The organism is Streptosporangium sp. NPDC049248, assembly GCF_040678965.1.
In the GTDB taxonomy this organism is placed as follows: Bacteria; Actinomycetota; Actinomycetes; order Streptosporangiales; family Streptosporangiaceae; genus Streptosporangium; species Streptosporangium fukuiense.
This window is the reverse complement of sequence record NZ_JBFAQY010000001.1, coordinates 853460-877672: the sequence shown is the minus strand read 5'-3', so window position 1 is coordinate 877672 and position 24213 is coordinate 853460. Positions and strand designations below refer to the sequence as shown.

At 70.9% G+C, this 24213-nt stretch carries 17 protein-coding genes; 12 read left to right on the top strand and 5 right to left on the bottom strand.

Annotated elements, in window-relative coordinates; all coding sequences use genetic code 11:
- Nucleotides 1-341: 341 nt before the first annotated feature.
- Nucleotides 342-1322, bottom strand: a complete 981-nt coding sequence (locus tag AB0K21_RS03910) for a Gfo/Idh/MocA family oxidoreductase (protein ID WP_343975807.1) — start codon at nt 1320-1322, stop codon at nt 342-344.
- Between the two features lie 74 nt (nt 1323-1396).
- Nucleotides 1397-2980 carry a peptide chain release factor 3 gene (locus AB0K21_RS03905; RefSeq protein WP_343975810.1) on the bottom strand — a complete coding sequence of 528 codons (1584 nt, stop codon included), beginning with the start codon at nt 2978-2980 and terminating at the stop codon, nt 1397-1399.
- A 251-nt stretch (nt 2981-3231) separates the two neighbouring features.
- Here AB0K21_RS03905 and AB0K21_RS03900 point away from each other — a divergent pair, with 251 nt between their 5' ends.
- The 6 genes from AB0K21_RS03900 to AB0K21_RS03875 all read left to right on the top strand — a co-directional run bounded on the left by AB0K21_RS03900 (nt 3232) and on the right by AB0K21_RS03875 (nt 12923).
- On the top strand, nt 3232-3993 hold the full coding sequence (locus tag AB0K21_RS03900) for a protein phosphatase 2C domain-containing protein (RefSeq protein WP_343975814.1): 762 nt from the start codon (nt 3232-3234) through the stop codon (nt 3991-3993).
- A 559-nt stretch (nt 3994-4552) separates the two neighbouring features.
- Nucleotides 4553-5146, top strand: a complete 594-nt coding sequence (locus AB0K21_RS03895; RefSeq protein WP_364147596.1) for a hypothetical protein — start codon at nt 4553-4555, stop codon at nt 5144-5146.
- A 13-nt stretch (nt 5147-5159) separates the two neighbouring features.
- Nucleotides 5160-7271, top strand: coding sequence for a flotillin family protein (locus tag AB0K21_RS03890; protein WP_364147593.1), 2112 nt, complete (start codon nt 5160-5162; stop codon nt 7269-7271).
- Nucleotides 7268-12328, top strand: coding sequence for a DNA repair ATPase (locus tag AB0K21_RS03885; RefSeq protein WP_364147591.1), 5061 nt, complete (start codon nt 7268-7270; stop codon nt 12326-12328). Before AB0K21_RS03890 ends, AB0K21_RS03885 begins: the two co-directional genes overlap by 4 nt.
- Nucleotides 12325-12510, top strand: coding sequence for a hypothetical protein (locus tag AB0K21_RS03880; protein ID WP_364147588.1), 186 nt, complete (start codon nt 12325-12327; stop codon nt 12508-12510). Before AB0K21_RS03885 ends, AB0K21_RS03880 begins: the two co-directional genes overlap by 4 nt.
- A gap of 50 nt (nt 12511-12560) precedes the next feature.
- Complete coding sequence (locus AB0K21_RS03875) at nt 12561-12923, top strand: DUF488 family protein (protein WP_364147586.1); 363 nt, start codon at nt 12561-12563, stop codon at nt 12921-12923.
- A 97-nt stretch (nt 12924-13020) separates the two neighbouring features.
- Here the strand turns inward: AB0K21_RS03875 and AB0K21_RS03870 are convergent, their stop codons facing one another.
- Both AB0K21_RS03870 and AB0K21_RS03865 read right to left on the bottom strand, forming a co-directional pair.
- A complete protein-coding gene (locus AB0K21_RS03870) occupies nt 13021-14130 on the bottom strand; it encodes a DNA alkylation repair protein (protein WP_364147583.1) in 1110 nt (369 codons plus the stop codon).
- Between the two features lie 207 nt (nt 14131-14337).
- Nucleotides 14338-14943 carry an XRE family transcriptional regulator gene (locus AB0K21_RS03865; RefSeq protein WP_343975839.1) on the bottom strand — a complete coding sequence of 202 codons (606 nt, stop codon included), beginning with the start codon at nt 14941-14943 and terminating at the stop codon, nt 14338-14340.
- Between the two features lie 123 nt (nt 14944-15066).
- Here AB0K21_RS03865 and AB0K21_RS03860 point away from each other — a divergent pair, with 123 nt between their 5' ends.
- Entirely contained in the window at nt 15067-16761 is a 1695-nt protein-coding gene (locus tag AB0K21_RS03860) for a bifunctional NAD(P)/FAD-dependent oxidoreductase/class I SAM-dependent methyltransferase (RefSeq protein WP_364147579.1), read from the top strand.
- 210 nt (nt 16762-16971) lie between these two features.
- Nucleotides 16972-17802 (top strand): phosphoribosylaminoimidazolesuccinocarboxamide synthase, encoded by an 831-nt coding sequence (locus AB0K21_RS03855; protein WP_343975845.1) that lies wholly within the window; start codon nt 16972-16974, stop codon nt 17800-17802.
- Nucleotides 17803-17878: 76 nt separating this feature from the next.
- On the opposite strand, the gene AB0K21_RS03850 is transcribed toward AB0K21_RS03855, so the two are convergent.
- Nucleotides 17879-18682 carry a protein phosphatase 2C domain-containing protein gene (locus AB0K21_RS03850; protein ID WP_343975848.1) on the bottom strand — a complete coding sequence of 268 codons (804 nt, stop codon included), beginning with the start codon at nt 18680-18682 and terminating at the stop codon, nt 17879-17881.
- Between the two features lie 84 nt (nt 18683-18766).
- Here AB0K21_RS03850 and AB0K21_RS03845 point away from each other — a divergent pair, with 84 nt between their 5' ends.
- The 4 genes from AB0K21_RS03845 to AB0K21_RS03830 all read left to right on the top strand — a co-directional run bounded on the left by AB0K21_RS03845 (nt 18767) and on the right by AB0K21_RS03830 (nt 24210).
- Nucleotides 18767-20710, top strand: a complete 1944-nt coding sequence (locus AB0K21_RS03845; RefSeq protein WP_364147574.1) for an N-6 DNA methylase — start codon at nt 18767-18769, stop codon at nt 20708-20710.
- A gap of 25 nt (nt 20711-20735) precedes the next feature.
- Nucleotides 20736-21629, top strand: a complete 894-nt coding sequence (locus AB0K21_RS03840; protein ID WP_364147572.1) for a serine/threonine-protein kinase — start codon at nt 20736-20738, stop codon at nt 21627-21629.
- A 374-nt stretch (nt 21630-22003) separates the two neighbouring features.
- A complete protein-coding gene (locus AB0K21_RS03835; protein WP_364147569.1) occupies nt 22004-23320 on the top strand; it encodes a carotenoid oxygenase family protein in 1317 nt (438 codons plus the stop codon).
- Between the two features lie 47 nt (nt 23321-23367).
- The gene (locus AB0K21_RS03830; RefSeq protein ID WP_364147566.1) at nt 23368-24210 is read left to right on the top strand and encodes an MBL fold metallo-hydrolase; all 843 of its coding nucleotides are present in this window, start codon (nt 23368-23370) and stop codon (nt 24208-24210) included.
- Nucleotides 24211-24213: the final 3 nt, after the last annotated feature.

The window sequence follows — 24213 nt, the reverse complement described above, 5'->3', positions numbered from 1 at the left end:
GCGCCCGAACAGGCCGGAGGCCGAAATCACCAGACGGCCACTGAGACGGCCGGCCGGACCACCCGCCCACCGCAGCGGGCACGGCGAACAAGCCGCGTACCCGAATCAGTCAGACGAGATGCCGACCCGGAACACCCGCCCACCACAGCGGGCACGGCGAACAAGCCGCGCAGCGGGCACGGCGAACAAGCCGCGTACCCGAATCAGTCAGACGAGATGCCGACCCGGAACACCCGCCCACCACAGCGGGCACGGCGAGAACCCCGCACACGCAACGGAGCCCCATCACATCGAACACCCCCAGGAGGACCCCAGGTGTACGGCGGAAAGCTCCAGATCAGTCATTCGCCGGGAAATCGGACGCCCACCTGTGCGCGTACCTCGTCCAGGATGCCCATCACGTCCAACGTCGCCTGCCACGGCACCAGTGGGCTCTCCAGCAGCCCCTCGCGCAGGCAGCGCATGGCCTCCGCCGCCTCGTGCAGCATGCCGGTCCCCTCGAAGGGGACGTGGAAGGTCTCCGGCTCACCGCCCACGCGGTGCAGGACGAAGGTGTCGGGACGGAAGAACGGGTTCGGCAGCTCGATCCGGCCGAGCGGACCGGAGATCGACGCGGTGACCGGGCTGCTCGCGGTGATGCCGCAGGAGAGCAGGGCGACGGCTCCGCTGTCGTAGCCGAGCAGCACGCCGGTGTTCTCGTCCACGCCCTCGGGGGTCAGCCGCGCCCAGGACCGCACCCCGGCGGGGACACCGAGCACGAGGTGGGCGAAGGAGATCGGGTAGACGCCCAGGTCGAGCAGGGCGCCGCCGCCCAGCTTCGGGTCGCGGAGCCGGTGGTCGGGCTCGACGGAGACGGAGATCGAGAAATCGGCGTGCACGGAGTCGACCGGGCCGACGGCCCCGCCTTCGACCAGCTCCACGAGCTTGCGGATGCCCGGGACGCAGCGCATCCACATGGCCTCCATCAGGAACAGGCCCCGCTCCCGCGCGAGGTCGACCAGCTTGGCGGCCTCGGCCCGGTTCAGCGTGAACGCCTTCTCGCACAGTACGGCCTTGCCCGCCTCCAGACAGGTCCGTACCGCGGCGTAGTGGGCGTTCTGTGTGTTGGCGACGTAGATGATGTCCACGTCCGGGTCGGCGGCCAGCTCGGCCCAGCTGCCGTGCGCCCGGGGGATGCCGTGCCGGTCGGCGAAGGCTCGCGCGGACTCCTGAGACCTCGATCCGACCGCGACCACCTCGGCGTCCGGCAGGAGCTTCAGGTCTTCGGTGAAGGTGGTGGCGATGCCGCCGGTCGCCAGAATTCCCCACTTAATCGCACTCATGACGACATATCTCACCATGCGCGGCAGGCAGCCGGGCCGGGTACGGCTCTCGGAAAAGGCCGTACCCGAGCCGGTCAGCCCCGGGTGTCGGCGAGCAGGGCGTTCAACACCAGGTCAGGGTGGTCGCGCATGACGCCGCGCATCCGCCACTCGTCGGTGAACAGCGCCAGCAGGGCCCCGTCCAGCGAGCGGGTGAAGACCTCCACCCCGCGCTGACGGGCCAGGATCGGCGCCGACTCGGCGTCGGTGAGCCTGGCGATACCGAAGTCCAGCCGGTCCATCAGGATCTCGGTGTTGAACTCGGCCTCCATCCGGTGCTTGACCACGTCGAACTGCATCGGGCCCACCGCGGCGAGCACCGGCGACTGGTCGCCTCTGACGTCGGAGCGGAGCACCTGGACCACGCCCTCGGCGTCGAGCTGCTCGATGCCCTTGCGGAACTGCTTGGACCGGCTGGAGTCACGGACCCTGGCCGTGGAGAAGTGCTCGGGGGCGAAGCTCGGAATTCGGGGGAACTCGACGGGCGAGCCGTCGTACAGCGTGTCGCCGGGACGCAGCGCGCTGGCGTTCACCAGCCCGACCACGTCGCCGGGGTACGCCTCGTCGATCGTGGCGCGTTCCTGGCCGAAGACCGACTGGGCGTACTTGGTGGCGAACGGGCGGGCGGTGGCCGCGTGGACGAGCACCATGCCGCGCTCGAACCTGCCCGAGCAGACCCGGACGAAGGCGATCCGGTCGCGGTGCGAGGGGTCCATGTTGGCCTGCACCTTGAAGACCAGGCCGGAGAACGGCTCCTCCAGCGGGCGCGGGTCGTCGTCGACGTCCGGCCGGGGCGCGGGAGCGGGGGCGATGTCGACCATGGCGTCCAGCAGGCGGCCGACGCCGAAGTTGGACAGCGCGGCCCCGAACAGCACCGGGGTGGACTCGTGCGCCTCGAAGGTCTTCTGGTCGTGGTCGGCGCCGATCGCGGAGAGCAGGTCGATCTCGTCCTTGGCCCGCTCCCAGTCGCCGCCCAGCTCCATCAGGGCCTGCTCGGCGCTCAGGTCGGTCTCGATCGCCTTGGTGGCGCCGCCGGGAGTGCGGGTGTAGCGGACGATCCGGTCGGCGGCGCGGTCGGCCACCCCGTGGAAGAAGCCGCCGGTACCGATCGGCCAGGTGATCGGCGTGGGCTTCAGACCGGTCTTCTCCTCGATCTCGTCCAGCAGTTCCAAAGCCTCGCGGCCCGGCCGGTCCCACTTGTTGACGAACGTGATGACGGGGATGCGGCGGTGCCGGCACACCTCGAACAGCTTCAGCGTCTGCGGCTCCATGCCCTTGGCCGCGTCGAGCAGCATGACCGCGCAGTCGACGGCGGCCAGCACCCGGTAGGTGTCCTCGGAGAAGTCCGCGTGGCCGGGAGTGTCGACCAGATTGAACATGTGGCCGCGGTACTCGAACCTGAGCGCGGCGGAGGTGATGGAGATGCCCCGGGCCTTCTCCATCTCCATCCAGTCGGAGGTCACCCCACGCCGACCGGACTTGCCGTGCACCGCGCCCGCCTGGCTGATCGCGGAGGCGTGCAGCGCCAGCGCCTCGGTCATGGTCGACTTGCCCGCGTCGGGGTGGCTGATCACCGCGAACGTGCGGCGACGTGCCGCCTCCTGCATGATCGCGGTCATTCCTGATCTCCTAGCGGTGCGTAAAGTGGGGAACTCCGGGCACAGTGCGGGGGCACTGAGGAGGCACTGGACGGCCACTGAAACAGCTTACGCGCCACCACCGGTGTCAACAGATGTGGCAACACTTCCCCAGGCCGCTTGCGCCACCATGGTGTTAAGTGGATCGTGGAACATCTCGGTTCGCCATAGGCCCATCCCAACTGTCCGAAAGCGGCTCAGCTCGTGCAACTCGACGATCTAGTGATGCGCAGATGATCACGCTGCGCTATACGGCAGGGTCCGACGTCGGCCGGATCCGGCAAGGCAACGAGGACGCCGCCTACGCGGGTGCGCGGCTCCTGGCCGTCGCCGACGGAATGGGCGGTCACGTGGGTGGTGAGGTCGCCAGCTCGGCGGCCATCGCCACCGTGGCGTCCCTGGACCAGGAGTGCCCGGGCGACCTCGCCGCCGCCGCCGAGGCCGGGGTCCGCAAGGCCAACCAGCGCCTGCGCGAACTGGTCGCCGAAGACCCGTCACTCACCGGCATGGGGACCACTCTGACCCTGATGCTGTGGAACGGCTCGCGCGTCGCCCTCGCCCACATCGGCGACTCCCGCGCCTACCTGCTCCGCAACGGCGATCTCTATCAGATCACCTACGACCACACCCTGGTCCAGACGCTGATGGACGACGGCCGGATCACCGCCGAGGAGGCCGCCCGCCACCCGCACCGGTCGATCCTGCTGCAGGTCCTCGACGGCAGCGAGAACCTCGAACTCGACCTCTCCCTGCGGGACGCCGAGGTCGGCGACCGCTACCTGCTCTGTTCCGACGGGCTGTCGGGGGTGGTCGAGGCCGAACGGCTCCGCCAGGTGCTCGCCGAGGTCGACGACCTTCAGGAGGTCACCCGGCAGCTGATCGCACTCGCCTGCGAGGCGGGGGGACCCGACAACATCACCTGCGTGGTCGCCGACGTGGTCGAGGGGGAGGTCACCGACAATCCCGTGGTGGTCGGCTCGGCCGTTCCCTCATAGGCGCTCACGGAGGCTCACAGGGGCTTACAGCGGCTCGCGGAAGCCGCCCGCCCGTGGCCGGCCACCGCTCGTGCGGACAGGTCACGGCACGGAGGTACGGCGGGTGTCCCCGGGATGCCCCGGCCGCTTCCCGCTGCCCGGCGAGCCCTGGTCACAGCCGGAGGACAGCGGTTATCGTCGGAGACCCACGTTCCTCGCCGCCCCCCATCGGAGGGATGTCCCCATGTACAAGGAATTCGCCATCGAGGCCATCGTGTGGCTCATCCCCGTCGTGATTCTCGTCGGTCTCGCCTACATGATCACCCGGCCCGTCTGATCTTTCGGGGGCCCGCCGAGGACGCGAGGCCACGCCCGCGCTCCTCGGTTTCCGCCTGCCCCCGGACGGCTCCGCGCCGCCACCTGCGCACAGGCCCCGGAAACCCGCAGCTGGAGCGACTAACACGGATATTTTTCCAATTTGGGAACTATTCTCTTTAACCAATCTTTACCTGTATATAGTCACCTACATGCGCTCGGGGGAGCGCGATCCGGTACGCCAGCAGGGGGACCACACACACCAATGGGCCAGTTCGTCGATGCCACACTGTCTTTTCCGACCGTCCTGTTCACGTTCCTGCTCCTGGTGATCATCGCGTACTGGGTGCTCGTCGTGTTCGGCGTGTTCGGGTTCGACGGCGACGGCGACGGCTCCGAAGCCTTCCTGAGCGGTCTGGGACTCGGCGGGGTCCCGGCCGCACTGGTCATCTCGCTGCTGGTCGTCGTCGCCTGGTTCGCGAGCCTGGTGGGCGGCACACTGTTCACCGGCACCCCCGCCCTGGTGGCGGTACTGGTCGCGGCGCTGGTCTGCGCCTGGGCGTGCACACGCCTCATCGTGCTGCCGCTGCGACGTCTCATCCCGAAGGAGCGCGTCCCCTCCCGCGCCGACTTCGTGGGCCGTGCGTGCGTCATCCGCACAAGCCGGGTCGCCAGTGACTTCGGTCAGGCCGAGGTCACCGCCCCGGACGGCTCCTCCGCTCTCGTTCAAGTGCGTCAGACCGGCGACGACGTCTTCGCCGCCGGAAGCACCGCCCTGATATTCGCCTACGACTCCCCTGGCGAGTTCTTCTGGGTGATGCCCTACGCCGCGGAACTCGACCCTGATCGTCCTATTTAACCGAGGGACCATTTTGGACGTCATCTCCACCGGGCTCGGCATCTTCCTCGCCGTCGTCCTGCTCGTCGTCGTCGGCCTGCTCATCATGATCAGCCGCCTGTTCAACAAGGTCGAACAGGGTAAGGCCCTGATCATCTCGAAGATCAACAAGGTTGACGTCACCTTCACCGGCGCCATCGTGCTGCCCATCTTCCACAAGTCGGAGCTGATGGACATCTCGGTGAAGACCATCGAGATCGCTCGGACCGGCCGTGAGGGCCTGATCTGCCGTGACAACATCCGCGCCGACATCCGCATCACCTTCTTCGTCCGGGTCAACAAGACCGTCGAGGACGTGGTGAAGGTCGCCCAGGCCATCGGCACCGCCCGCGCGAGCGATCAGGAGACGCTGCAGGAGCTGTTCAACGCCAAGTTCTCCGAGGCGCTCAAGACGGTCGGCAAGCAGCTCGACTTCGTGGACCTGTACACCCAGCGTGACCGGTTCCGCGACCAGATCATCCAGGTCATCGGCACCGACCTCAACGGCTACAGCCTTGAGGACGCGGCCATCGACTACCTGGAGCAGACCGCGCTGACCTCGCTCGACCGGAACAACATCCTCGACGCGCAGGGCATCAGGAAGATCACCGAGCTGACCGCCATCGAGCACGTACGGACCAACGAGTTCCAGCGTCGCGAGGAGAAGGAGATCACCCGCCAGAACGTGGACGCGCGGGAGGCCATCCTGGAGCTTGAGCGCCGCCAGGCCGACGCGGAGACCAAGCAGAAGCGCGAGGTCGAGACCATGCGTGCCCGCGAGGAGGCGGAGACCGCCAAGGTCCAGGCCGAGGAGCGGCTCAAGGCGCACGCCGCGAATCTCCGTACCGACGAGCAGCTCGGCATCCAGCAGGAGAACCAGGCCCGCGAGATCGCGGTGGCGGCGAAGAACCGCGAGCGGGTCCTCGCCATCGAGACCGAGCGGATCGAGAAGGACCGCCTGCTGGAGGTCATCGCCCGCGAGCGCGAGACCGAGCTGTCGCGCATCTCCAAGGACAAGGAACTGGAGGGCGAGAAGCGCTCCATCGCCGAGGTGATCCGCGAGCGGATCGTGGTGGAGAAGACCGTCGCCGAGCAGGAGGAGAGCATCAAGCGCCTGCGCGTGGTCGAGGAGGCCGAGCGGACCCGTCAGGCTGTGATCATCCAGGCCGAGGCCGAGGCCCAGGAGAGCCTGGTCAAGGACATCAAGGCGGCCGAGGCCTCCGAGGCGGCGTCCAAGCACCGGGCCCGCGAGGCACTGGTGCTGGCCGAGTCCCGGCAGCAGGCCGCCGAGCTCGACGCCCGCGCCAAGATCCGTCTGGCCGAGGGCGTCCAGGCCGAGACCGCCGCTCCCGGCCTGGCCGAGGTGCAGGTGCGCGAGCGGGACGCCGCGGCGATCGAGAAGATCGGCCGCGCCGAGGCCGCCGTCGAGCGGGAGAAGGCGCTGGCGATCGCCGAGGGCGAGCAGGCCAAGGCGCACGCCGTGGCCACCGCGGTACGCGAGAAGCTGAAGGCGGAGGCCGAGGGCGAGCAGGCCATGGCGATGGCCGCCGCCGCGACGGTCGGGGAGAAGCTCAAGGCCGAGGCCGAGGGTCTCACCGAGAAGGCCGCGGCGATGGCCGCGCTCACCGACGCGACCCGCGCCCACGAGGAGTACCGTCTGCGCCTGGAGGCCGAGAAGGAGATCCGTCTCGCCGGAGTGAACGTGCAGCTCAAGATCGCCGAGGCGCAGGCCTCCGTGGTCTCCGCCGGCCTGTCCAAGGCCAACATCGACATCGTCGGCGGCGACACCGTGTTCTTCGACAAGCTGATGAACTCGATCAGCATGGGCAAGGCGGTGGACGGCTTCGTGGACCACTCCGACGTCGCCCGCACGCTGGCCGAGCCCTACCTGAACGGCTCGTCGAGCATCCCCGCCGACCTGGGCAGGGTCCTCGGCTCGATCGACACCGCCGACGTGCGGAACCTCTCGCTGTCCGCGCTGCTGATGAAACTGATCAAGGATGGCGGCCCCGACGCCGACCGGCTTCGCGGCCTGCTGAGCGAGGCCCAGGCCGCGGCCACCACCACCGAGGTCCCGGTCGCCGCGCTCAACTCCGCCGGCAAGTGACGTCCTCCACGGCGGAGGCCGTCACCGACGCCCCCGGCGCGGAGGGGGCCGGGCTGGACGCGGGCACCTACGAGGTGCTCCGCGCCCGGCTGGCCGAACAGGCCGCCGAGCTGGCCAGGCGGTCCGACGCGCTCAACGCCGAACGCCTGGCGGTGTTCGGCGGAGCCGAGCTGCGCCTGATCGGCACCGAGCGGATACGCACCGAGAACAACTGCGTGCCGCGCGACATCGTCTCGGTCGGCGGGCTCATGCTCTTCGGCTACAACGTGTTCATCGGGCTGAAGCCGGAGACGGCCGTCGCGGACGTCTTCTCCATGCACACGTTCGTACGGGACACGGCGGACGCGTTCCGCTTCGACCCGGCGCCGATGTTCCGTGACCCGCGCTTCGAGCGGGACTTCGCCGAGCTCTACCGGTACTACCGGGAGACCCGGCTGCTCCAGCTCCGCCGGGTCGAGGGCAAGCTGCTGGCCGTCTTCCAGACCGGCCCGCAGGACACCCGGGTGCTGCGCTGGCAGGTCGGGGCGGACGGCACGCTCACCTACATCGACGACCGGGGGGAGCGCGACCACACGTTCCCGCCCTCGCACGACTTCGAGTGGACCCCGGCCACCCGTGACGACCACGTGCTCGGCCGCCACCCGCACATCTCGATCCAGGGCGAGGTGTTCGTCGAGACCGTCGGCGGCGACCTCACCATCAAGATCGAGAACAATACCGAGTCCGGCGAGGGCGTCTACCGCGAGCCCGTCACCGAGCCGCTGCAGAGCCTCGCCGACGCGGAGGTCCAGCACGCCAGGATCGGCCCGCTGATCCTGCTCCGGATCCGGCCGTACAAGGAGCCCGACTGGCGGCACCTGGTCTTCAACACCCGGACCAAGGACGTGGTCCGCCTCGACGGCATCGGGCAGGCCTGCCAGCGCCTGCCCGAGGACCAGGGGATCATCTTCCCCGGCGGCTACTACCTGTCCACCGGGGTCAGCAAGACCTTCGACACCGACGTGTCCGAGCTGGAGTTCGAGCGGGTCATCCGCTCCCCCAACGGCGAGGACGTGCTGTACGTCTTCCACGCCCGCGCCGAGGGGCGCTCGCTGCTGCTGCCGTACAACGTGATCCGCAAGCAGGTGGCGAATCCGCTCTCCTGTCACGGCTACTCGCTGTTCGACGACGGCACGCTGGTCGTCTTCAGGGCCACCTCCGACGAGCCCACCCGCGTCCACCCGATGCAGGTCTGGCAGACGGCGTACCAGTCGGACCTCTACGCCGCCGGCCGTCCGGTCGGCACCGGCCCGCTGGAGCGGATCGGCAACGCGGAGCTGGTCCGGGGCATCTCCGACTGCCTCTCGGTGGCCGGGATGGTCGACGAGATGGCGCCGTCGATCCCGGTCTTCGAGGCGCTGATCGCCTCCTGCGCCCGGGTCTTCGACCACTACCACTGGCTGGGCGAGCACGGGCTGCGCGGTCCGCTCGCCGACGTGCGGGCCACCGCCGAGCAGGTGCTGGACGAGTTCGAGAACGTCCAGTCGCTCACCCGGCAGGCCGCCGAGGCGCTGGAGGCCGCCGCCGCCGACACCACCGCGCTGATCCGGCAGGCGCGGAGCGAGGCGCCCAGGTCCGCCCAGGGCTGGGTGGACCGGCTCTCGCAGCTGCGCCGGTCACAGGGGCACCTGGTGACCCTGCGCGAGCTGCGCCACGTCGACGTCGCCAGGATCGACGCGCTCGACGCGGAGCTGGCGGCCGAGCTGGACAGCACCGCGCAGCGCGCCGCGGGCTTCCTGCGCGGCGACGACGCCTTCGCCGGATACCACGCGGAGGTCGAGGCGCTGGTCTCCGAGGCGGGCGCCATCGCGACCGTGGCCGAGGCCGGGCCGATCGGCGAGCGGCTGGAGCGGCAGGCGCGGGGACTGGAGATCGTGGTCGAGGTGGTCGGCACGCTCGACATCGCCGACGCCACCGTGCGGACCGCCATCCTGGAACGGGTCGGCGAGGTGCTCGGCGGCGTCAACCGCGCCCGCGCCACGCTGGACGCCCGGCGCGGGGAGCTGCTGGCCGGTGAGGGCAGGGCCGCCTTCGCCGCCGAGTACGCCCTGCTGGGGCAGGCGATCACCGGGGCGCTGGCGATGTCCGACACCCCCGAGCGCTGCGACGAGCAGCTGGGCCGGCTGATGCTCCAGCTGGAGAACCTGGAGTCGCGCTTCACCGAGTTCGACGACTTCCTGGGGCAGCTGTCCTCGAAACGGGAGGACGTCTACGAGGCGTTCTCCTCGCGCCGCCAGGCGCTGCTCGACGAACGGGCCCGCCGCGCCGACCGGCTGTCCGACTCCGCGACCCGGATCCTGTCGAGCGTACGGCGCCGCCTGGCCGGGCTGAAGTCGCTGGACGAGGTCAACACCTACTTCGGGTCCGACCCGATGGTGCTCAAGCTCAAGGGCGTGGTCGGGGAACTGCGCGCGCTGGGCGACCAGGTCCGCGCCGAGGAGCTCGAAGGCCGGGTCAAGTCCGCCCGTCAGGAGGCGGGCCGCGCCCTGCGCGACCGGCTCGACCTCTACACCGACGGCGGTGAGACCATCCGGCTCGGCCGCCATCTGTTCGCGGTCAACACCCAGCCGGCCGACCTGACCCTGGTCCCGCACGAAGGCCGGATGGCGTTCGCCGTCACCGGGACCGACTACCGCTCCCCGGTGCTCGACGCGGCCTTCGAGGAGACCCGGCCGTTCTGGAACCAGCTGACGGTCTCGGAGTCGCCGGAGGTCTACCGGGGCGAGCACCTGGCCGCCGCCATCCTGGCCGCCGCCGAGTCCGGCACCCTGAAACTGGGCGAGCGACAGGTCTCCCTGGACGCGCTGCACGAGGCGGCGGTGGCCGACGGGGAGCTGCTGGAGATCGTCCGCCGGGTGGCGGAGACCCGCTACGACGAGGGCTACGAGCGGGGCGTCCACGACCACGACGCCACCGCGATCCTGCAGGCGGCGCTCCGGCTGCACGCGGGCGCGGGCCTGCTCCGCTACCCGCCGGCGGCGCGGGCCGCCGCCCAGCTCTTCTGGACCTACGGCACCGACGAGGCCGCCCGCGCGACCTGGACCACCCGGGCCACCTCGCTGGCCCGGGCCCGGACCCTGTTCGGCCGGGTGGAGGCGGTACGGGAGACCCGTGCCGCCCTCGGCTCCGCGATCGCGTCCTTCAGCCGGGCTCTCCACGACCGTCCGGAGAGCCCGGCGGGCGCGCTCGCCGTGGCCGCCGCGAGCACGGCCGGGGCGCCCCAGACGGCCGGGACCCGCGCGCGGGAGGATGAGGGCGTCTTCGAACTGGCCGGGGAGTATCTCTTCGAGGAACTGGCCGGCAAGCCGTTCGGGTTCGTGACGAGCGCGGGGGCACGGGCGCTGCTCGACCGGTTCGACCGGGCGCTCGGCCCCGCGCGCCGGGAGTTCGAGGAGGACCTGCGAGCGCTCGGCGACGACCTCTCCGGGCGTCACCGCCTGGCCGAGGCATGGCTGTCCGCCTTTGACCTCTCGGCTGACCTCTCGACGCCGGACTCCGGGCCGGACTCGGCATCGGCCCCCGGATCGGCGGAGCTGGTGGAGGCTGTCGCCGTACTGCTCTGCGAGGTGGCGCGGCACGACTCGTCCGCGGCGCTGACCGCCACGGTCGAGGGGCTGCTCGGCGCGCACCCCCGGATCTCCGGGCGCGCGATCCGGCTACGGCTGGACGAGTTCCTGGCCAGGACCCGGCACTTCCGCGACCACCGCGTCCCCGCGTACCGCGCCTACCAGAAGCGGCGCAACGAGCTGGTCGCGGCCGAGCGGACGCGGCTGCGTCTTGAGGAGTTCCAGCCGAAGGTGATGACCGCCTTCGTCCGCAACCAGCTGCTCGACGAGGTCTACCTGCCGCTGATCGGCGACAACCTGGCCAAGCAACTCGGCGCGGCCGGGGATGCCAGGCGGACCGACCAGATGGGCATGCTGCTGCTCATCTCCCCGCCCGGCTACGGCAAGACCACCCTGATGGAGTACGTGGCCAACCGGCTGGGGCTGATCTTCGTCAAGGTCAACGGCCCTGCCCTGGGCCACCTGGTGACCTCGGTGGACCCGGCGCAGGCGCCCGACGCGACGGCACGGCAGGAGATCGAGAAGATCTCCTTCGCGCTGGAGATGGGCAACAACGTGCTGCTCTACCTGGACGACATCCAGCACACCTCCCCGGAGCTGCTGCAGAAGTTCATCTCGCTCTGCGACGGCCAGCGCCGGATGGAGGGCGTCTGGGAGGGCCGGACCCGCACCTACGACCTGCGTGGCAAGCGCTTCGCGGTCTGCATGGCGGGCAACCCGTACACCGAGTCCGGCAAGCGCTTCCGCATCCCCGACATGCTCGCCAACCGCGCCGACGTGTGGAACCTCGGTGACGTGCTGTCCGGCCGGGACGAGCTGTTCGCGCTGAGCTACATCGACAACGCGCTGACCTCCAACCCGGTGCTGTCCCCGCTCTCCACCCGCGACCGCGGCGACATCCGCCTGCTGGTACGGCTGGCGCGGGGCGAGGAGGGGGTCCGGGCCGACCAGCTCTCCCACCCGTACTCCTCGGTGGAGCTGGAACAGGTCCTCGCGGTGCTCCGCAGGCTGCTCCGGATCCAGAAGGTGGTGCTGGCCAACAACCAGGCGTACATCGCCTCGGCCGCCCAGTCTGACGCCTCGCGGACCGAGCCTCCCTACCAGCTCCAGGGCTCGTACCGGAACATGAACAAGCTCGCGGCCCGGGTCGTCCCGGTGATGAACGACGCCGAACTGGAGGCGGTGATCGACGACCACTACCTCGGCGAGGCCCAGACCCTCACCTCGGGGGCAGAGGCCAACCTGCTCAAACTCGCCGAGCTACGCGGCACCCTGACCGCCGGGCAGGCCGCCCGATGGACCGAGGTGAAGGCCGCCTACCTGCGCTCCCAGGCCCTCGGCGGCGCCGAGGACGACCCGATGACCCGCGCGGTCGGCGCGGTCGGCCTCCTCGCCGACCGGGTGAGCACCGCCATCGAACACGCCGCCGACCGGCTCTCCCCCGAACCGTGAAACCCGGTCACGGAGGCCAAGGGCGGCAAGGAACACTCTGGTGGCCCTCGCCCGCCCGGCCCCGTGACCGGTACCCGGTCGAGCTCGCCCCGCCGGCCACCGACGTCCGCCACCACCTGCGGCAGGTCTCCGGTGGCAACGGCGCCGACCACGAGGTCGACGTCACGCTGTCACCCGGCTGATCGACTCCGCCCGATGGCTGTCATCGCCGTCACCTGGGAATGACCAGGTCATGGCTAACGAACCAAAGGTAAGGGTGCGCCGGGTCTACGAGGAGCCGGAAGCCTCCGACGGTGCCCGGGTGCTGGTCGATCGGGTCTGGCCGCGCGGGCTGTCCAAGGAGAAGGCACATCTTCAGGAGTGGTGCAAGGCGGTGGCGCCCTCGACCGAGTTGCGCAAGTGGTACGGCCACGACCCGGCTCGGTTCGAGGAGTTCGGCCGCCGCTACCGGGCCGAGCTGAAGGACCCCGAGCGGGCCACCGCGCTGGAGCACCTGCGGGAGCTGGCGAGTCAGCGAACGGTGACGCTCCTGACCGCGACCAGGCAGGCCGACATCAGCGAGGCCGTGGTCCTCGCCGACCTGCTGCGGAGTTGACCGCGGCGTCCCACGTGAGCCTGGCACCGAGGGGAGCGCGCGGCCGGGTGAGTACCGCCATCGGGCACACCGCCGACCGCCTCTCCCCCGTGAGCTGTCAGCCAGGCGCGAGCAGGGTGAAGTCGGTGCGACCGGAGGCGACTCCGTTGACCTGGACTTCGACCGCGTGGGTGCCGGGGTGGTAGCGCCTGGTGGTGATCTCGCGGAACGAGTGGTCGCGCGAGAGATCGATGGTGTCGCCGGGTGCGAGGGTCCTGGTGGTGAGCTTGAAGGTCTTGCCGCTCTGGCTCCCGTTCGCCTTCCTGTGGTGAACGATGTAGTCGATCGCGAGCCGCACCGGCTCCTGCCCGGGGTTGGTGACGGAGACGGTGAATCTCAGCGTGCCGCCGAACGGCACGGTGGTGCCGGCGAGCTTCGGACCCACGATCTCGACAACCGTGCCCGGGGTGAACCCCATCAGTTCCAGTGCGCCGGGATGGCCTTTCTTGATCAGCGTCCGCAGTCCGTGCCGAACGACTCTCCGCGTGTTGCCGTCCGGATCGGCCAGCCAGGCGGCGGCGGTCTCGATCACCAGGTCGGGCCGCTCCCTGCTGAGGTCGTTGAGATGGTTGGCGACCGAGCGTCGTACGTACTCGCTCTCGTCCCGGTACAGGGCGCTGATGACCGGCACGGTCGACCGGGGGTTCGCGAGGATGGCCGGAACCCGCTTGGCCCAGGGCAGGAAGGCCCGGGTCCCCTCGGTCGCGAGACGGCGGACGTGCTCATCGGGATGAGCGGTCCAGTCGATGATCCGTGCCATCGCGCGATCGAGATCGCGTTCGAGCAGCAGGCGGATGGCGAACTCGGAGGTCAGGCGTGGAGTGAGCTCCGCGAGCGCGTCAAGGGCGTCATCGAACGCCTCGCCGCTCCCGTCCTCGATCGCCTTGGTGGCGACAGCACCGCTCACCGGCCAGATCAGCCAGCCGCTGAAGGGATGTCTCCCGTTCAGCGCGGCCCGGACCGTGCCCGCGAAGGACCCGTAGTCTCCGGGCAGGTCCCGCAGCAGGGCGTCACGCAGCAGGTCGGCACGCTCGCGCAGGGACAGGGGGCCGAGTTCGGAGGTCGCCGCTCGAAGTGCCGTGAGCCGGGCGTCCGGCACGACCGCCCCGACCGCCCGGGCCAGTGCGCGGGCGGTGTCGGGTCCGATGAGCTCGTCGGCGAAGGGCATGTGTGTTCTCCAATGGGACGTCATGGCGGCGGGCCCGCCGCCGCGATGGGGCACGGAGGTCCCTCCTGCTCGTCGTGCGGCCCCGCACGACGAGCAGGAGAGGCCGGGGCTTCCCGGGAGCGCCGCGAGTCGTGGATCCGCCGCCCCGGCCGGGAGGCCGCGTGATGGCACGGCCGTCTTCGGGGCGGATGCCCGGCGTCGGCCGGCTCACCTGCCGGAGGGGCGGGCGCGGATGTGCAGGCGTTCGCCCTGGGGGCCGAACAGGCTGAGTATCTCGGCGGGTTCCGGGCCGGGACTGCTGAACGCGTGCGGGATGTGGGTGTCGAACTCCGCGACCTCTCCGGGCATCAGGACGATCTTCTTCTCACCGAGCGACAGGCTCAGCCGCCCGGACAGGACGTAGAGCCACTCGTAGCCCTCGTGGACCCGCTGTTCCGGCCCGCAGCCGGGCCGGCTCGCCGGAATGATCATCTTGTACGCCTGCAGCCCGCCGGGCCTGCGGGTCAGCGGGATGAACGTCATGCCCTCACGGGTGATCGCGCGCTGGTGGACGCGCGGATCGCCGGTCTCCGGCGCGCCGACGAGCTCGTCCAGGGGGAGCTGGTGGGCTCGGGCCAGCAGGAGCAGGAGTTCCAGGGTGGGACGACGCTGGCCGGACTCCAGGCGGGACAGGGTGCTGACCGAGATCCCGGTGGCCTCGGAGAGCTGCGCCAGGGTCGCGCCGCGCTGCCGGCGCAGTGCCCGCAGGCGCGGGCCTACCGCGTCGATGGCCCTGTCGAGGGCCTCGTCCGGAGGGAGGGCGTCGTCGTTCATGCCATCTATTTGCCATCCCGGCAAAGGCATTTGTCAAATCCGCCACCTTGGGCGGATAGTCCAGCGACGAGACGGCCGCCGTGATCCCACTCCGGCCGTACCACGAGCGAAGGAGAGCACACGGTGGAGGAGAAGTACGACGTGGTGGTGGTCGGCGGCGGCGCGGCCGGTCTCAGCGGGGCTCTGACCCTGGGCCGGGCGCGCCGCTCGGTGCTGGTGGTCGACGCCGGTGCCCCGCGCAACGCCCCGGCCGGGCATGTGCACAACTACCTGGGCCGCGAGGGCACGCCCCCCGGCGAGCTGCTGGCCGTCGGCCGCGCCGAGGTGACCGGCTACGGCGGTGAGATCGTGACCGGCACCGTCACCTCGGTCCATCGGCTGGAGGGCGACGACGGCTTTCGCGTGCTGCTCGCCGACGGCCGACAGGTACGGGCTCGGCGGCTGCTGGTGACCACCGGCCTGGTGGACGAGCTGCCCGACGTTCCGGGGCTGGCCGAGCGATGGGGACGCGACGTCCTGCACTGCCCGTACTGTCACGGCTGGGAGGTCCGCGACCAGGCGATCGGCGTCCTGGCCGACAGCCCGATGGCCGCGCACCAGGCCCTGCTGTTCCGGCAGTGGAGTGAGCGGGTGACCCTGTTCCTGCACACCGCCGCCAAGCCCACCGATGAGGAGTACGAGCAGCTGGCCGCCCGGGGCGTCACCCTGGTGGAAGGCGAGGTCGCCGCCCTGGAGACGACCGGCGACCGGCTCGACGGCGTCCGGATGCGTTCGGGAGAGCTCGTCCCCTGCCAGGCCGTGGTGGTCGCGCCGCGCTTCACCGCCCGGGCCGACGTGCTCGCCTCCCTCGGGCTGGAGCCGGTCCCGCAGCTGGTCGGCGGCCACGTCGTCGGCAGCCACGTGCCCGCCGATCCCACCGGGGCCACCGCGGTGCCCGGGGTGTGGGTGGCCGGCAACGTGGCGGACCTGCGCGCCCAGGTGATCGTCTCCGCCGCCTCGGCACTGAACACCGCCGCGGCCATCAACGCCGACCTCATCGCCGAGGACACCCGCCACGCCGTCGCCGCTCACCGCCGGCGGCCCGAGTCCCTCTCCGGCCACGCCGAACGGGTGCCTGACGACCGGCACGGCCCCGCCACCGCGGCAGCACCGGACGCTCACCGGCACACCGACCAGGACGCCCTGGTCGAGGGCATGTTCAGCGAGCAGGCCTGGGAGGAGCGCTACCGTTCCCGTGACGCGGTCTGGAGTGGCCGGCCCAACCCCCAGCTCGTGGCCGAGACCGCCGACCTGCCCCCCGGCACGGCGCTCGACGTCGGTTGCGGCGAGGGGGCCGACGCCCTCTGGCTGGCCGAACGCGGCTGGCGGGTCACGGCGGCGGACTTCGCCACCGTCGCCCTGCGGCGCGGCGCCGAACACGCCGAGGCCCTCGGCGCGGAGGTGGCCGGGCGGATCGACTGGGTGCACGCCGACCTGACCGGCTGGGCACCCGATGAGGGCCGCTTCGACCTGGTCACCGCCCATTTCATGCACCTGCCGAAGGAGCAGCGCGAGGCACTGCACACCCGGCTGGCCGCCGCGGTGGCCCCCGGCGGGACTTTGCTCATCGTCGGCCACCACTTCTCGGACCTGGAGACCACGATGCCCCGGCTCAACGTGCCCGAGATGTTCTTCACCGCCGAGGAGGTCGCGCACTCCCTCGACCCCGACCTGTGGGACATCCTCGTCACCGACACCAGACCGCGCCTCGCCGACGACCCCGAGGGCCGCCAGGTCACCATCCACGACGCCATCCTGCGAGCCCGCAGGCGCCCGTGACCGGCCGCCCCGGTCACCGCTCGGGAAGCCTCGGGTCGGCGGACATCGCCTCGCGCGGCGACCGCGTCCCGAGGGCCGTCGGCCAGAGGGACCGCGAAACCCTCCCCCGGGCAGGTGAGGGGGTGCCCGGTTGCCAGGTCGTCGCCGGATGTCGAATACGGTGAGCAGGTGTCGGTCGGCGACCGGGTCGAGCAAAAGCTAAGGAAAGCAGTGAAGCTTCTTCATTCAGGGAAGGTCCGCGACGTCTACGAGGACCGCGGGGACATCATCCTCGTGGCGTCCGACCGGGTGTCGGTGTACGACGTGATCCTGCCCACGCCCATCCCCGACAAGGGGAAGATCCTCACTCGGCTCTCGCTCTGGTGGTTCGAGCAACTCGCCGACATCGTGCCCAACCACGTGATCTCGGCGACCGACGTACCCGCCGAGTTCGCGGGCCGTGCGGTGCGGTGCAGGAAGCTGGAGATGGCGAAGGTCGAGTGCGTCGCGCGCGGCTACCTGACCGGCGGCGGGCTGAAGGAGTACCTGGCGCACGGGTCGGTCTCGGGCGTGCCGCTGCCGCCCGGCCTGCTGGACGGCTCCAAGCTGCCCGAGCCGATCTTCACCCCGTCCACCAAGGCGCCGCTGGGGCAGCACGACGAGCCCATCTCCTTCGACGAGGTGGTCGCCCTGGAGGGCGCCGAGGTCGCCGAGGAGTTCCGGCGGATCACGCTGGAGATCTACCGGCGAGGCTCCGAACTCGCCGCGGAGCGGGGCGTCATCATCGCCGACACCAAGATCGAGCTGGGCTGGGACTCCGAGGGCACTCTCGTGCTCGGCGACGAGGTGCTGACCTCCGACTCCTCCCGTTTCTGGCCCGCCGACCGGTGGGAGCCCGGCCACGCGCAGTTCTCCTTCGACAAGCAGTACGTGCGTGACTGGGCGACCGGCACGGGCTGGGACAAGAAGGAGCCTGCCCCGGAGGTCCCCGCCGAGGTCGTGGAGGTCACCAGGGCACGCTACATCGAGGCGTACGAACGCATCACCGGCAGAACCTGGTAGGAGCCCGGCCCGGACCCGCCACATCGAGGCGTACGAACTCCGACTCCCCGACGCCCGGGTAGGCGGCCTGAGTCCCCTACAGGGAGAGTTTCCTCTCGACCGCGGCGCCCACGATGGTCGGTTCCACCGGGGCGGAACCGGTGGGCGCCCCGAAGTCGGCCACGATGCAGGTGATGTTGTCGGGGCCGCCGCCCCGGTTGGCGAGGTCGATGAGCCAGCGAGCCGCCTCGTCGGGATCGGAGATCTCGGTCAGCGTGTTGAACAGGGTCTCGGGGCCGACCACGGCGGTCAGGCCGTCGGAGCAGAGCAGGTAGCGGTCCTCCGGGTAGGCCTCGCGCAGCGACAGGTCCAGTTCGCCGTCGCCGGTGCCCTCAAGGACCCGCAGCACCATTGACCGGCGCGGGTGCTCGGCGGCCTGCTCAGGGGTGATCCGTCCCTCGTCCACCAGCGACTGGACCAGGGTGTGGTCATGGGTGATCTGGTAGAGGGCGCCGTCGCGCAGCATGTAGGCCCGGGAGTCTCCGACATGGGCCAGGGCGAAGGTGGCGCCGTCCCAGAGCATGGCGGTCAGGGTGGTGCCCATGCCGCGCAGCGTGGGATCCTGCTCGCTCATGTCGCGCAGTGTGTGGTTGACGTCCCTGGCGGCGCCCTTGAGCGCGGCGAGCAGGTCGACACCGTCGGCGGGAAGGGTGCCGTCCAGTGCCGCCATGGCGGTGACGGCAAGTGAGCTGGCGACCTCTCCACCCGCATGACCACCCATGCCGTCCGCTATGGCGAGCAGGCGCGCGCTCGCGTAGCCCGAATCCTCGTTCGCCTCACGGCGGACCCCCACGTCGGAGCGGGCCGCGTAGCGCAGTGCCAGTGGTTGGTTCAGTGCCATGAAGGCAGTAAATCATTGGTTGAAGCACTTCACAAGCAAAGACGTTGTAGACCGTTGCGGCACAGTCAACTACTGTGGCCCAACATGGAGGAGTCCCAGGAGATCACCGTGAACGCGGGCGACATCGCCCGGCTTGCCGGGGTCGGCAGGGCAGCGGTGAGCAACTGGCGCCGCCGCCACGAGGACTTTCCCCAGCCGGTGGGCGGTACCGCCTCCAGCCCACTGTTCTCGCTGCCGGAGATCGCCGGGTGGCTGCGCGCGAACGGCAAGTCCTTCGAGGTCTCGCTCGGCGACCTGGTCTGGCAGCGGATGCGCACCTCGGTCGACGACCTCAGACTGGGCGAACTGGTGGCCAAGGTCGGCGCCTTCCTGCTGTTCCTGCGCCGCGAGCCCACCGCCTGGCGTGATCATGGTACGAAGTCTCTCACCCGGATGGCAGAGGTGACGACCGATCTCCCCGGCTCCGCCGATCTCCGCCTGGACGATCTGGCCCTCGTCCGGCTGGTCGCCGAGCTGGCCGCCGAACGTGACCCGCTGGAGGTCTTCGAGTTCCTGTGCGAGCGCTACGTCGAGGCGCACTCCCGCCAGCTCTCGGTCACCAGGGACGATGTGGCCGAGCTCATGGTCCGGCTGGTGGTGCGGGAGGGGGACGTCGTCCTGGACCCGGCATGCGGTGTCGGAACGCTGCTGCTGGGCGCGGACAGCTCGACGGCCCGGCGGGGAAGCGCTTCGAACGGCGGGAAGACCATCCTGATGGGGCAGGAGATCAACGAGACGAACGCGCTGCTCAGCGCGGTTCGGGTGCTGCTGCGCGGGACCGAGGCGCGGATCGTCGCCGGTGATTCGCTCCGCGAGGACGGCCTGGCCGGTGACGTGGCCGACGCCGTGGTCTGCGACCCGCCGTTCAACGAGCGGGTCTGGGGGCACGAGGAGCTCGCCGGTGACCCGCGCTGGGAGTACGGCCTGCCGCCGCGCGGTGAGTCCGAGCTCGCCTGGGTGCAGCACTGTCTCGCCCGCGTGCGGCCGGGCGGCCTGGTGGCGATCCTGATGCCCACCGCCGCCGCCAGCCGTCGTCCGGGCAAGCGGATCCGCGGCAACCTGCTCCGGGCGGGGGCGCTGCGGGCCGTGGTGACGCTGGCGCCCGGCGGCCCCGACCTGTGGATACTCCGCAGGCCCGACGGTGGGCGTCCACCGTCCCAGCTGCTGGTGGTGGACGCCGGCGAGGACCTGTCGGTCGTGGAGCCCGCCTGGCGCGCGTACCTGGAGAACCCCGAGGCCGAGCCGTCCGGCGAGGGCCGCACGGTGCGCATCATCGACCTGCTCGACGACGAGGTCGACCTCGCCCCGGCCAGGCACCGCCCGCAGCACAGCGGCCTCGACTTCCCGCGCGACTTCACCGAGACCCTGGCCGGCTTCATGGGTGCCTCGGCCACGCTGTCGGAGGCCGCTCCCGCCCTGGAGTTGCTCGCCGAACGGCAGGACCTGCCGACCACCACGGTCGGCGAGCTGGCCAAGGCGGGGCTGATCACGATCCTGCAGGCGCCGCCGAGGATGTCGGCGGACGAGGGCCCTCTCCCGGTGCTGACCGCCGACGACACCGCGGCGGGCGCCTCACCCTCCGGCCGTACCACCCTCGACCCGGCACTGATCATGATCAGGCCCGGCGACGTGGTGACCACGGTGCTCGGCGCGGTCAGGGTGATCACCCAGAGCGGCGCGGCGCTCGGCCCGCAGCTCACGCTGTACCGGGTCGACCCGCAGCGGCTCGACTCCGGGTTCCTGGCCGGTTTCCTGCGCTCGGCCGACGCGGCCAGGGTCCATCCCTCATCCAGCCGCCTCGACGTGCGGCGGGCGAGGGTGCCCATGCTGCCGCTGTCCGACCAGCGGATGTACGGAACGGCCTTCCGCGAACTGTTCGAACTGGAGGACAGACTGCGCGAGACGAGGGCACTGGGGGAAACGCTGATCCGGCTAGGCTTTGACGGACTGGTCGACGGCCATCTCCGGCCATGCGACCAAGGGGCGTGATGCCCGCGCTTCCAGGGGAGGGTCGATGGTCATCGGCGACCGATACGTACTCGACGACCTCCCTCTCGGCCAGGGGGGCATGGGGGCCGTCTACGGCGGCCATGACAGGCATCTCGACCGCAGGGTGGCCGTCAAGTTCCTGAGGTTCCTCACCGGCCCCGACGAGGAGCTGAAGCGGCGTTTCCTGCGCGAGGCCCGCATCCTGGCCAGGCTGGAGCACCCCGGGGCACCGGTCCTCTACGACTTCGGCACCTTCGACCAGCGGCTGTTCCAGGTGATGCAGTTCATCGAGGGCGTCACCGTGGCCGACCTGGTCAGCGAGCACGGACCGCTCCCGGTGCCCTGGGCCGCGGCGATCGCCGCCCAGGCCTGCGCGGTGCTGACCGCGGCCCACGCGCTGTCCGTCTGCCATCGCGACCTGAAGCCGACCAACCTGATGCTCTGCCCCGACGGGAGCGTCAAGGTCCTCGACTTCGGCCTGGCCGTGCTCCGCGAGGCCGACTCGACGCAGTTCACCCGGGTCGGCCAGATTCTCGGCACCCCGTCGTACATGGCACCCGAGCAGATCCAGCGCGGCCTGTCCGGTCCCCGCAGCGACCTCTACGCCCTCGGGTGCGTGATCCACGAGATGCTGACCGGCCGCCAGCTGTTCACCGGCCCCACCGAGTACGCCGTGTTCGAGCGCCAGGTGAAGGAGCGCCCGCCCGAGGTTCCGGGGGTCCCCGCCGAGCTGAACCGCCTCCTCGCCGACCTGCTGGAGAAGGACCCGGAGAACCGCCCCGCGGGCGCCGACGTCCTCTACGAGCGGCTGCAGCCCTTCGCGGTGGACCTGCCGATGCTGCCGGGCTTCCTGCACCCGTCGTCGGTGCCGAGCCCGGGCCGGATGTACGCGCGAATGGTCGGCCGGGTCCTGGCCTGACGGCCCCTGCCCGGCGGTCACCGCGCGACCGTCCCGGCGGGGCGTGTCCTAGCGGTCGGCGGTCTCCCGGCTGGCCTCCGGTGGCCGGAGGCCTGCCCGCCGGAGCGTCCCGGGCGAGGGCTGCGGCCTCGATCAGCCCGGCGTCGGCGAGGCGGCCGAGCTCGCCGTAGAGCCGGCTCCGGGTGGCGGGCCGGAGGTTGGCGAGCGAGACAGCGAAGACCTTCATCGGGTCGTATCCGCTCGCCGGCCCCTCGGAGAGCAGGCCGGGCGGCGCACGTCGAAAGCTTACGGCCTCTTCCGACGTTCTTCTATTGACATGTCGCTCATGGGAGCTTTCTTTCGACATATCACCAGTGGAAGATCCAGGAGGGATCATGACCCCGTCCTATCTGCAGGGTGACCTCGCCCCGGTTCCCGACGAGATCGACGTCCACGATCTGACCGTCGAAGGGCTCCTCCCCGCCGAGCTGAGCGGACGCTACTTCCGCAACGGCCCCAACCCGCTGCCGGGGCAGGACCCCGGCCACTGGTTCGCCGGCCCCGGCATGATCCACGGTGTCCGCCTGCGCGACGGCCGCGCCGAGTGGTACCGCAACCGGTGGACCCGGACCACCCAGTTCACCGGCGACGCCCGGTTCCTGGGCCCCGACGGCATCGACCTGACCGCCGTCAGCGCCAACACCAGCGTGGTCCGGCACTCCGATCGGCTCTTCGCCCTGGTCGAGAACGGCCTGCCGTACGAGATCACCCCCGAGCTGGGCACCATCGGCGCCTGCGACTTCGGCGGCAGGCTGACCACGGCCATGACCGCCCACCCCAAGGAGGACCCACGCACCGGGGAACTGCTCTTCTTCGGCTACGGCTTCTTCCCCCCGTACCTCACCTACCACCGCCTGTCCGCCGGCGGCGAGCTGGTCGAGAGCCGGGAGATCGAGGTCCCGGGGCCGACCATGATGCACGACTTCGCGATCACCGAGAACCACGTGGTCTGGCTGGACCTGCCGGTGGTCTTCGATCTGGAGATGACGGACCACGGCATCCCCTACCGGTGGGACGACGCCTACGGCGCCCGGCTCGGCGTGATGGGACGCGCCGACGGGAAGACGCGCTGGTTCGACGTCGACCCCTGCTACGTCTTCCACGTCGGCAACGCCCACGAGGACGCCCTGGGCCGGATCGTCCTCGACGCGATCCGCTACACCCCCGGCAGCTTCCAGAGCGTGTGGGAGAGGGTCGGCAGCGGGGTGGACGAGGTCCCCGGCCCCGGCGCCGCGGGAAACCCGGAGCGGGGAGCGACCCTGCACCGGTGGACGCTCGACGCCAGGAGCGGTCTCGCCAAGGAGGAGCGGCTCGACGACCGCGCCGTCGAGTTCCCCACGATCAGCGGGGCGCGCACCGGACTTTCCAGCCGCTACCTGTACACCGTGACCGAGAAGGCGATCGTCAAGTACGACACGGAGACCGGCGCGAACGACGTCAGGGAGACCGGCGGTGCGACGGGCGAGGCGGTGTTCGTCCCGGCCGAGGGCGAGCGCGCCGAGGACGACGGCTGGCTGATGGCGGTCGTCACCTCGAAAGGCGACTCGGCACTGTGGGTGCTGGACGCCGGCACGCTGGAGTCCGTGGCGACGGTGCGGCTGCCACGCCGGGTGCCCACCGGCTTCCACGGCTCCTGGTTCGCCGACGCCTGACCGCCGCCACGGTGCCCCGTGACCGGCGATCGGGGAGAATACGCCCCGTGGAAGGGCGATGGGTCGAGGTGGCGGACCGGGTGCTGGTGCGGCGGTACGCCGAGCTGGACCTGTCGGTGGGGCTGGTCGTGGGCGACGGCGGCTGCCTGGTGGTCGACACGCGGGGAGACGAGCGGCAGGGGGCCGAGCTGGTCTCGGAGGTCAGGCGGGTGACATCCGCCCCGTGGGCGGTGGCGATCACCCACTCGCACTTCGACCACAGCTTCGGCACCCGGCCCTTCCTCGACTGCCCCGTCTGGGCGCACGAGGGCTGCCGGACCGACCTGGCCGACAACGGCGGCCGGGCCAGGGACGAGTGGGCACACCACTACCGGGATCGGGGGCGTGCGGACATCGCCGACGACATCGCGAGCACCGAGATCGTACTGCCGGACCACCTGGTGGCCGGCCGGGCGGAGCTGGTCGTCGGCGGTCGCCCGGTAGTCCTGGCCCACCTCGGCCGCGGCCACTCCGGCAACGACCTGGTCGTCCACGTGCCGGACGCCGGCGTGGTCTTCGCCGGGGACCTGGTGGAGAACGGCGCCCCGCCCGCCTACGAGGACGCCTATCCCCTCGAATGGCCGGCCACCCTCGCCGGGCTGCTCGACCTCCTCGGCGACAGCGGCGGCAGCAGCGGCGGCAGCGGCGGCAGCGGCGGCAGCGGCGTCGTCGTCCCCGGCCACGGCGACCCGGTCGACCGCGCCTTCGCCGCCGCCCAGCACGCGGAGATCACCGCCCTGGCCCGCCTGTGCGAGCGGGTGGCGGCGGGCCTGCTCTCCCCCGCCGACGCCGTGCGCCTGTCGCCGTACCCGGAGGAGACCACCAGGACCGCCCTCGGCCGCCCCTGTTGAGCG

Bases quoted from the DNA above. Each gene is read 5' to 3' on its own strand.
- AB0K21_RS03875 (WP_364147586.1), top strand. From the start codon at position 12,561: ATGGCTAACGAACCAAAGGTAAGGGTGCGCCGGGTCTACGAGGAGCCG.
- AB0K21_RS03840 (WP_364147572.1), top strand. From the start codon at position 20,736: ATGGTCATCGGCGACCGATACGTACTCGACGACCTCCCTCTCGGCCAG.
- AB0K21_RS03870 (WP_364147583.1), bottom strand. From the start codon at position 14,130: ATGCCCTTCGCCGACGAGCTCATCGGACCCGACACCGCCCGCGCACTG.
- AB0K21_RS03900 (WP_343975814.1), top strand. From the start codon at position 3,232: ATGATCACGCTGCGCTATACGGCAGGGTCCGACGTCGGCCGGATCCGG.
- AB0K21_RS03850 (WP_343975848.1), bottom strand. From the start codon at position 18,682: ATGGCACTGAACCAACCACTGGCACTGCGCTACGCGGCCCGCTCCGAC.
- AB0K21_RS03895 (WP_364147596.1), top strand. From the start codon at position 4,553: ATGGGCCAGTTCGTCGATGCCACACTGTCTTTTCCGACCGTCCTGTTC.
- AB0K21_RS03910 (WP_343975807.1), bottom strand. From the start codon at position 1,322: ATGAGTGCGATTAAGTGGGGAATTCTGGCGACCGGCGGCATCGCCACC.
- AB0K21_RS03865 (WP_343975839.1), bottom strand. From the start codon at position 14,943: ATGAACGACGACGCCCTCCCTCCGGACGAGGCCCTCGACAGGGCCATC.
- AB0K21_RS03835 (WP_364147569.1), top strand. From the start codon at position 22,004: ATGACCCCGTCCTATCTGCAGGGTGACCTCGCCCCGGTTCCCGACGAG.
- AB0K21_RS03845 (WP_364147574.1), top strand. From the start codon at position 18,767: ATGGAGGAGTCCCAGGAGATCACCGTGAACGCGGGCGACATCGCCCGG.
- AB0K21_RS03905 (WP_343975810.1), bottom strand. From the start codon at position 2,980: ATGACCGCGATCATGCAGGAGGCGGCACGTCGCCGCACGTTCGCGGTG.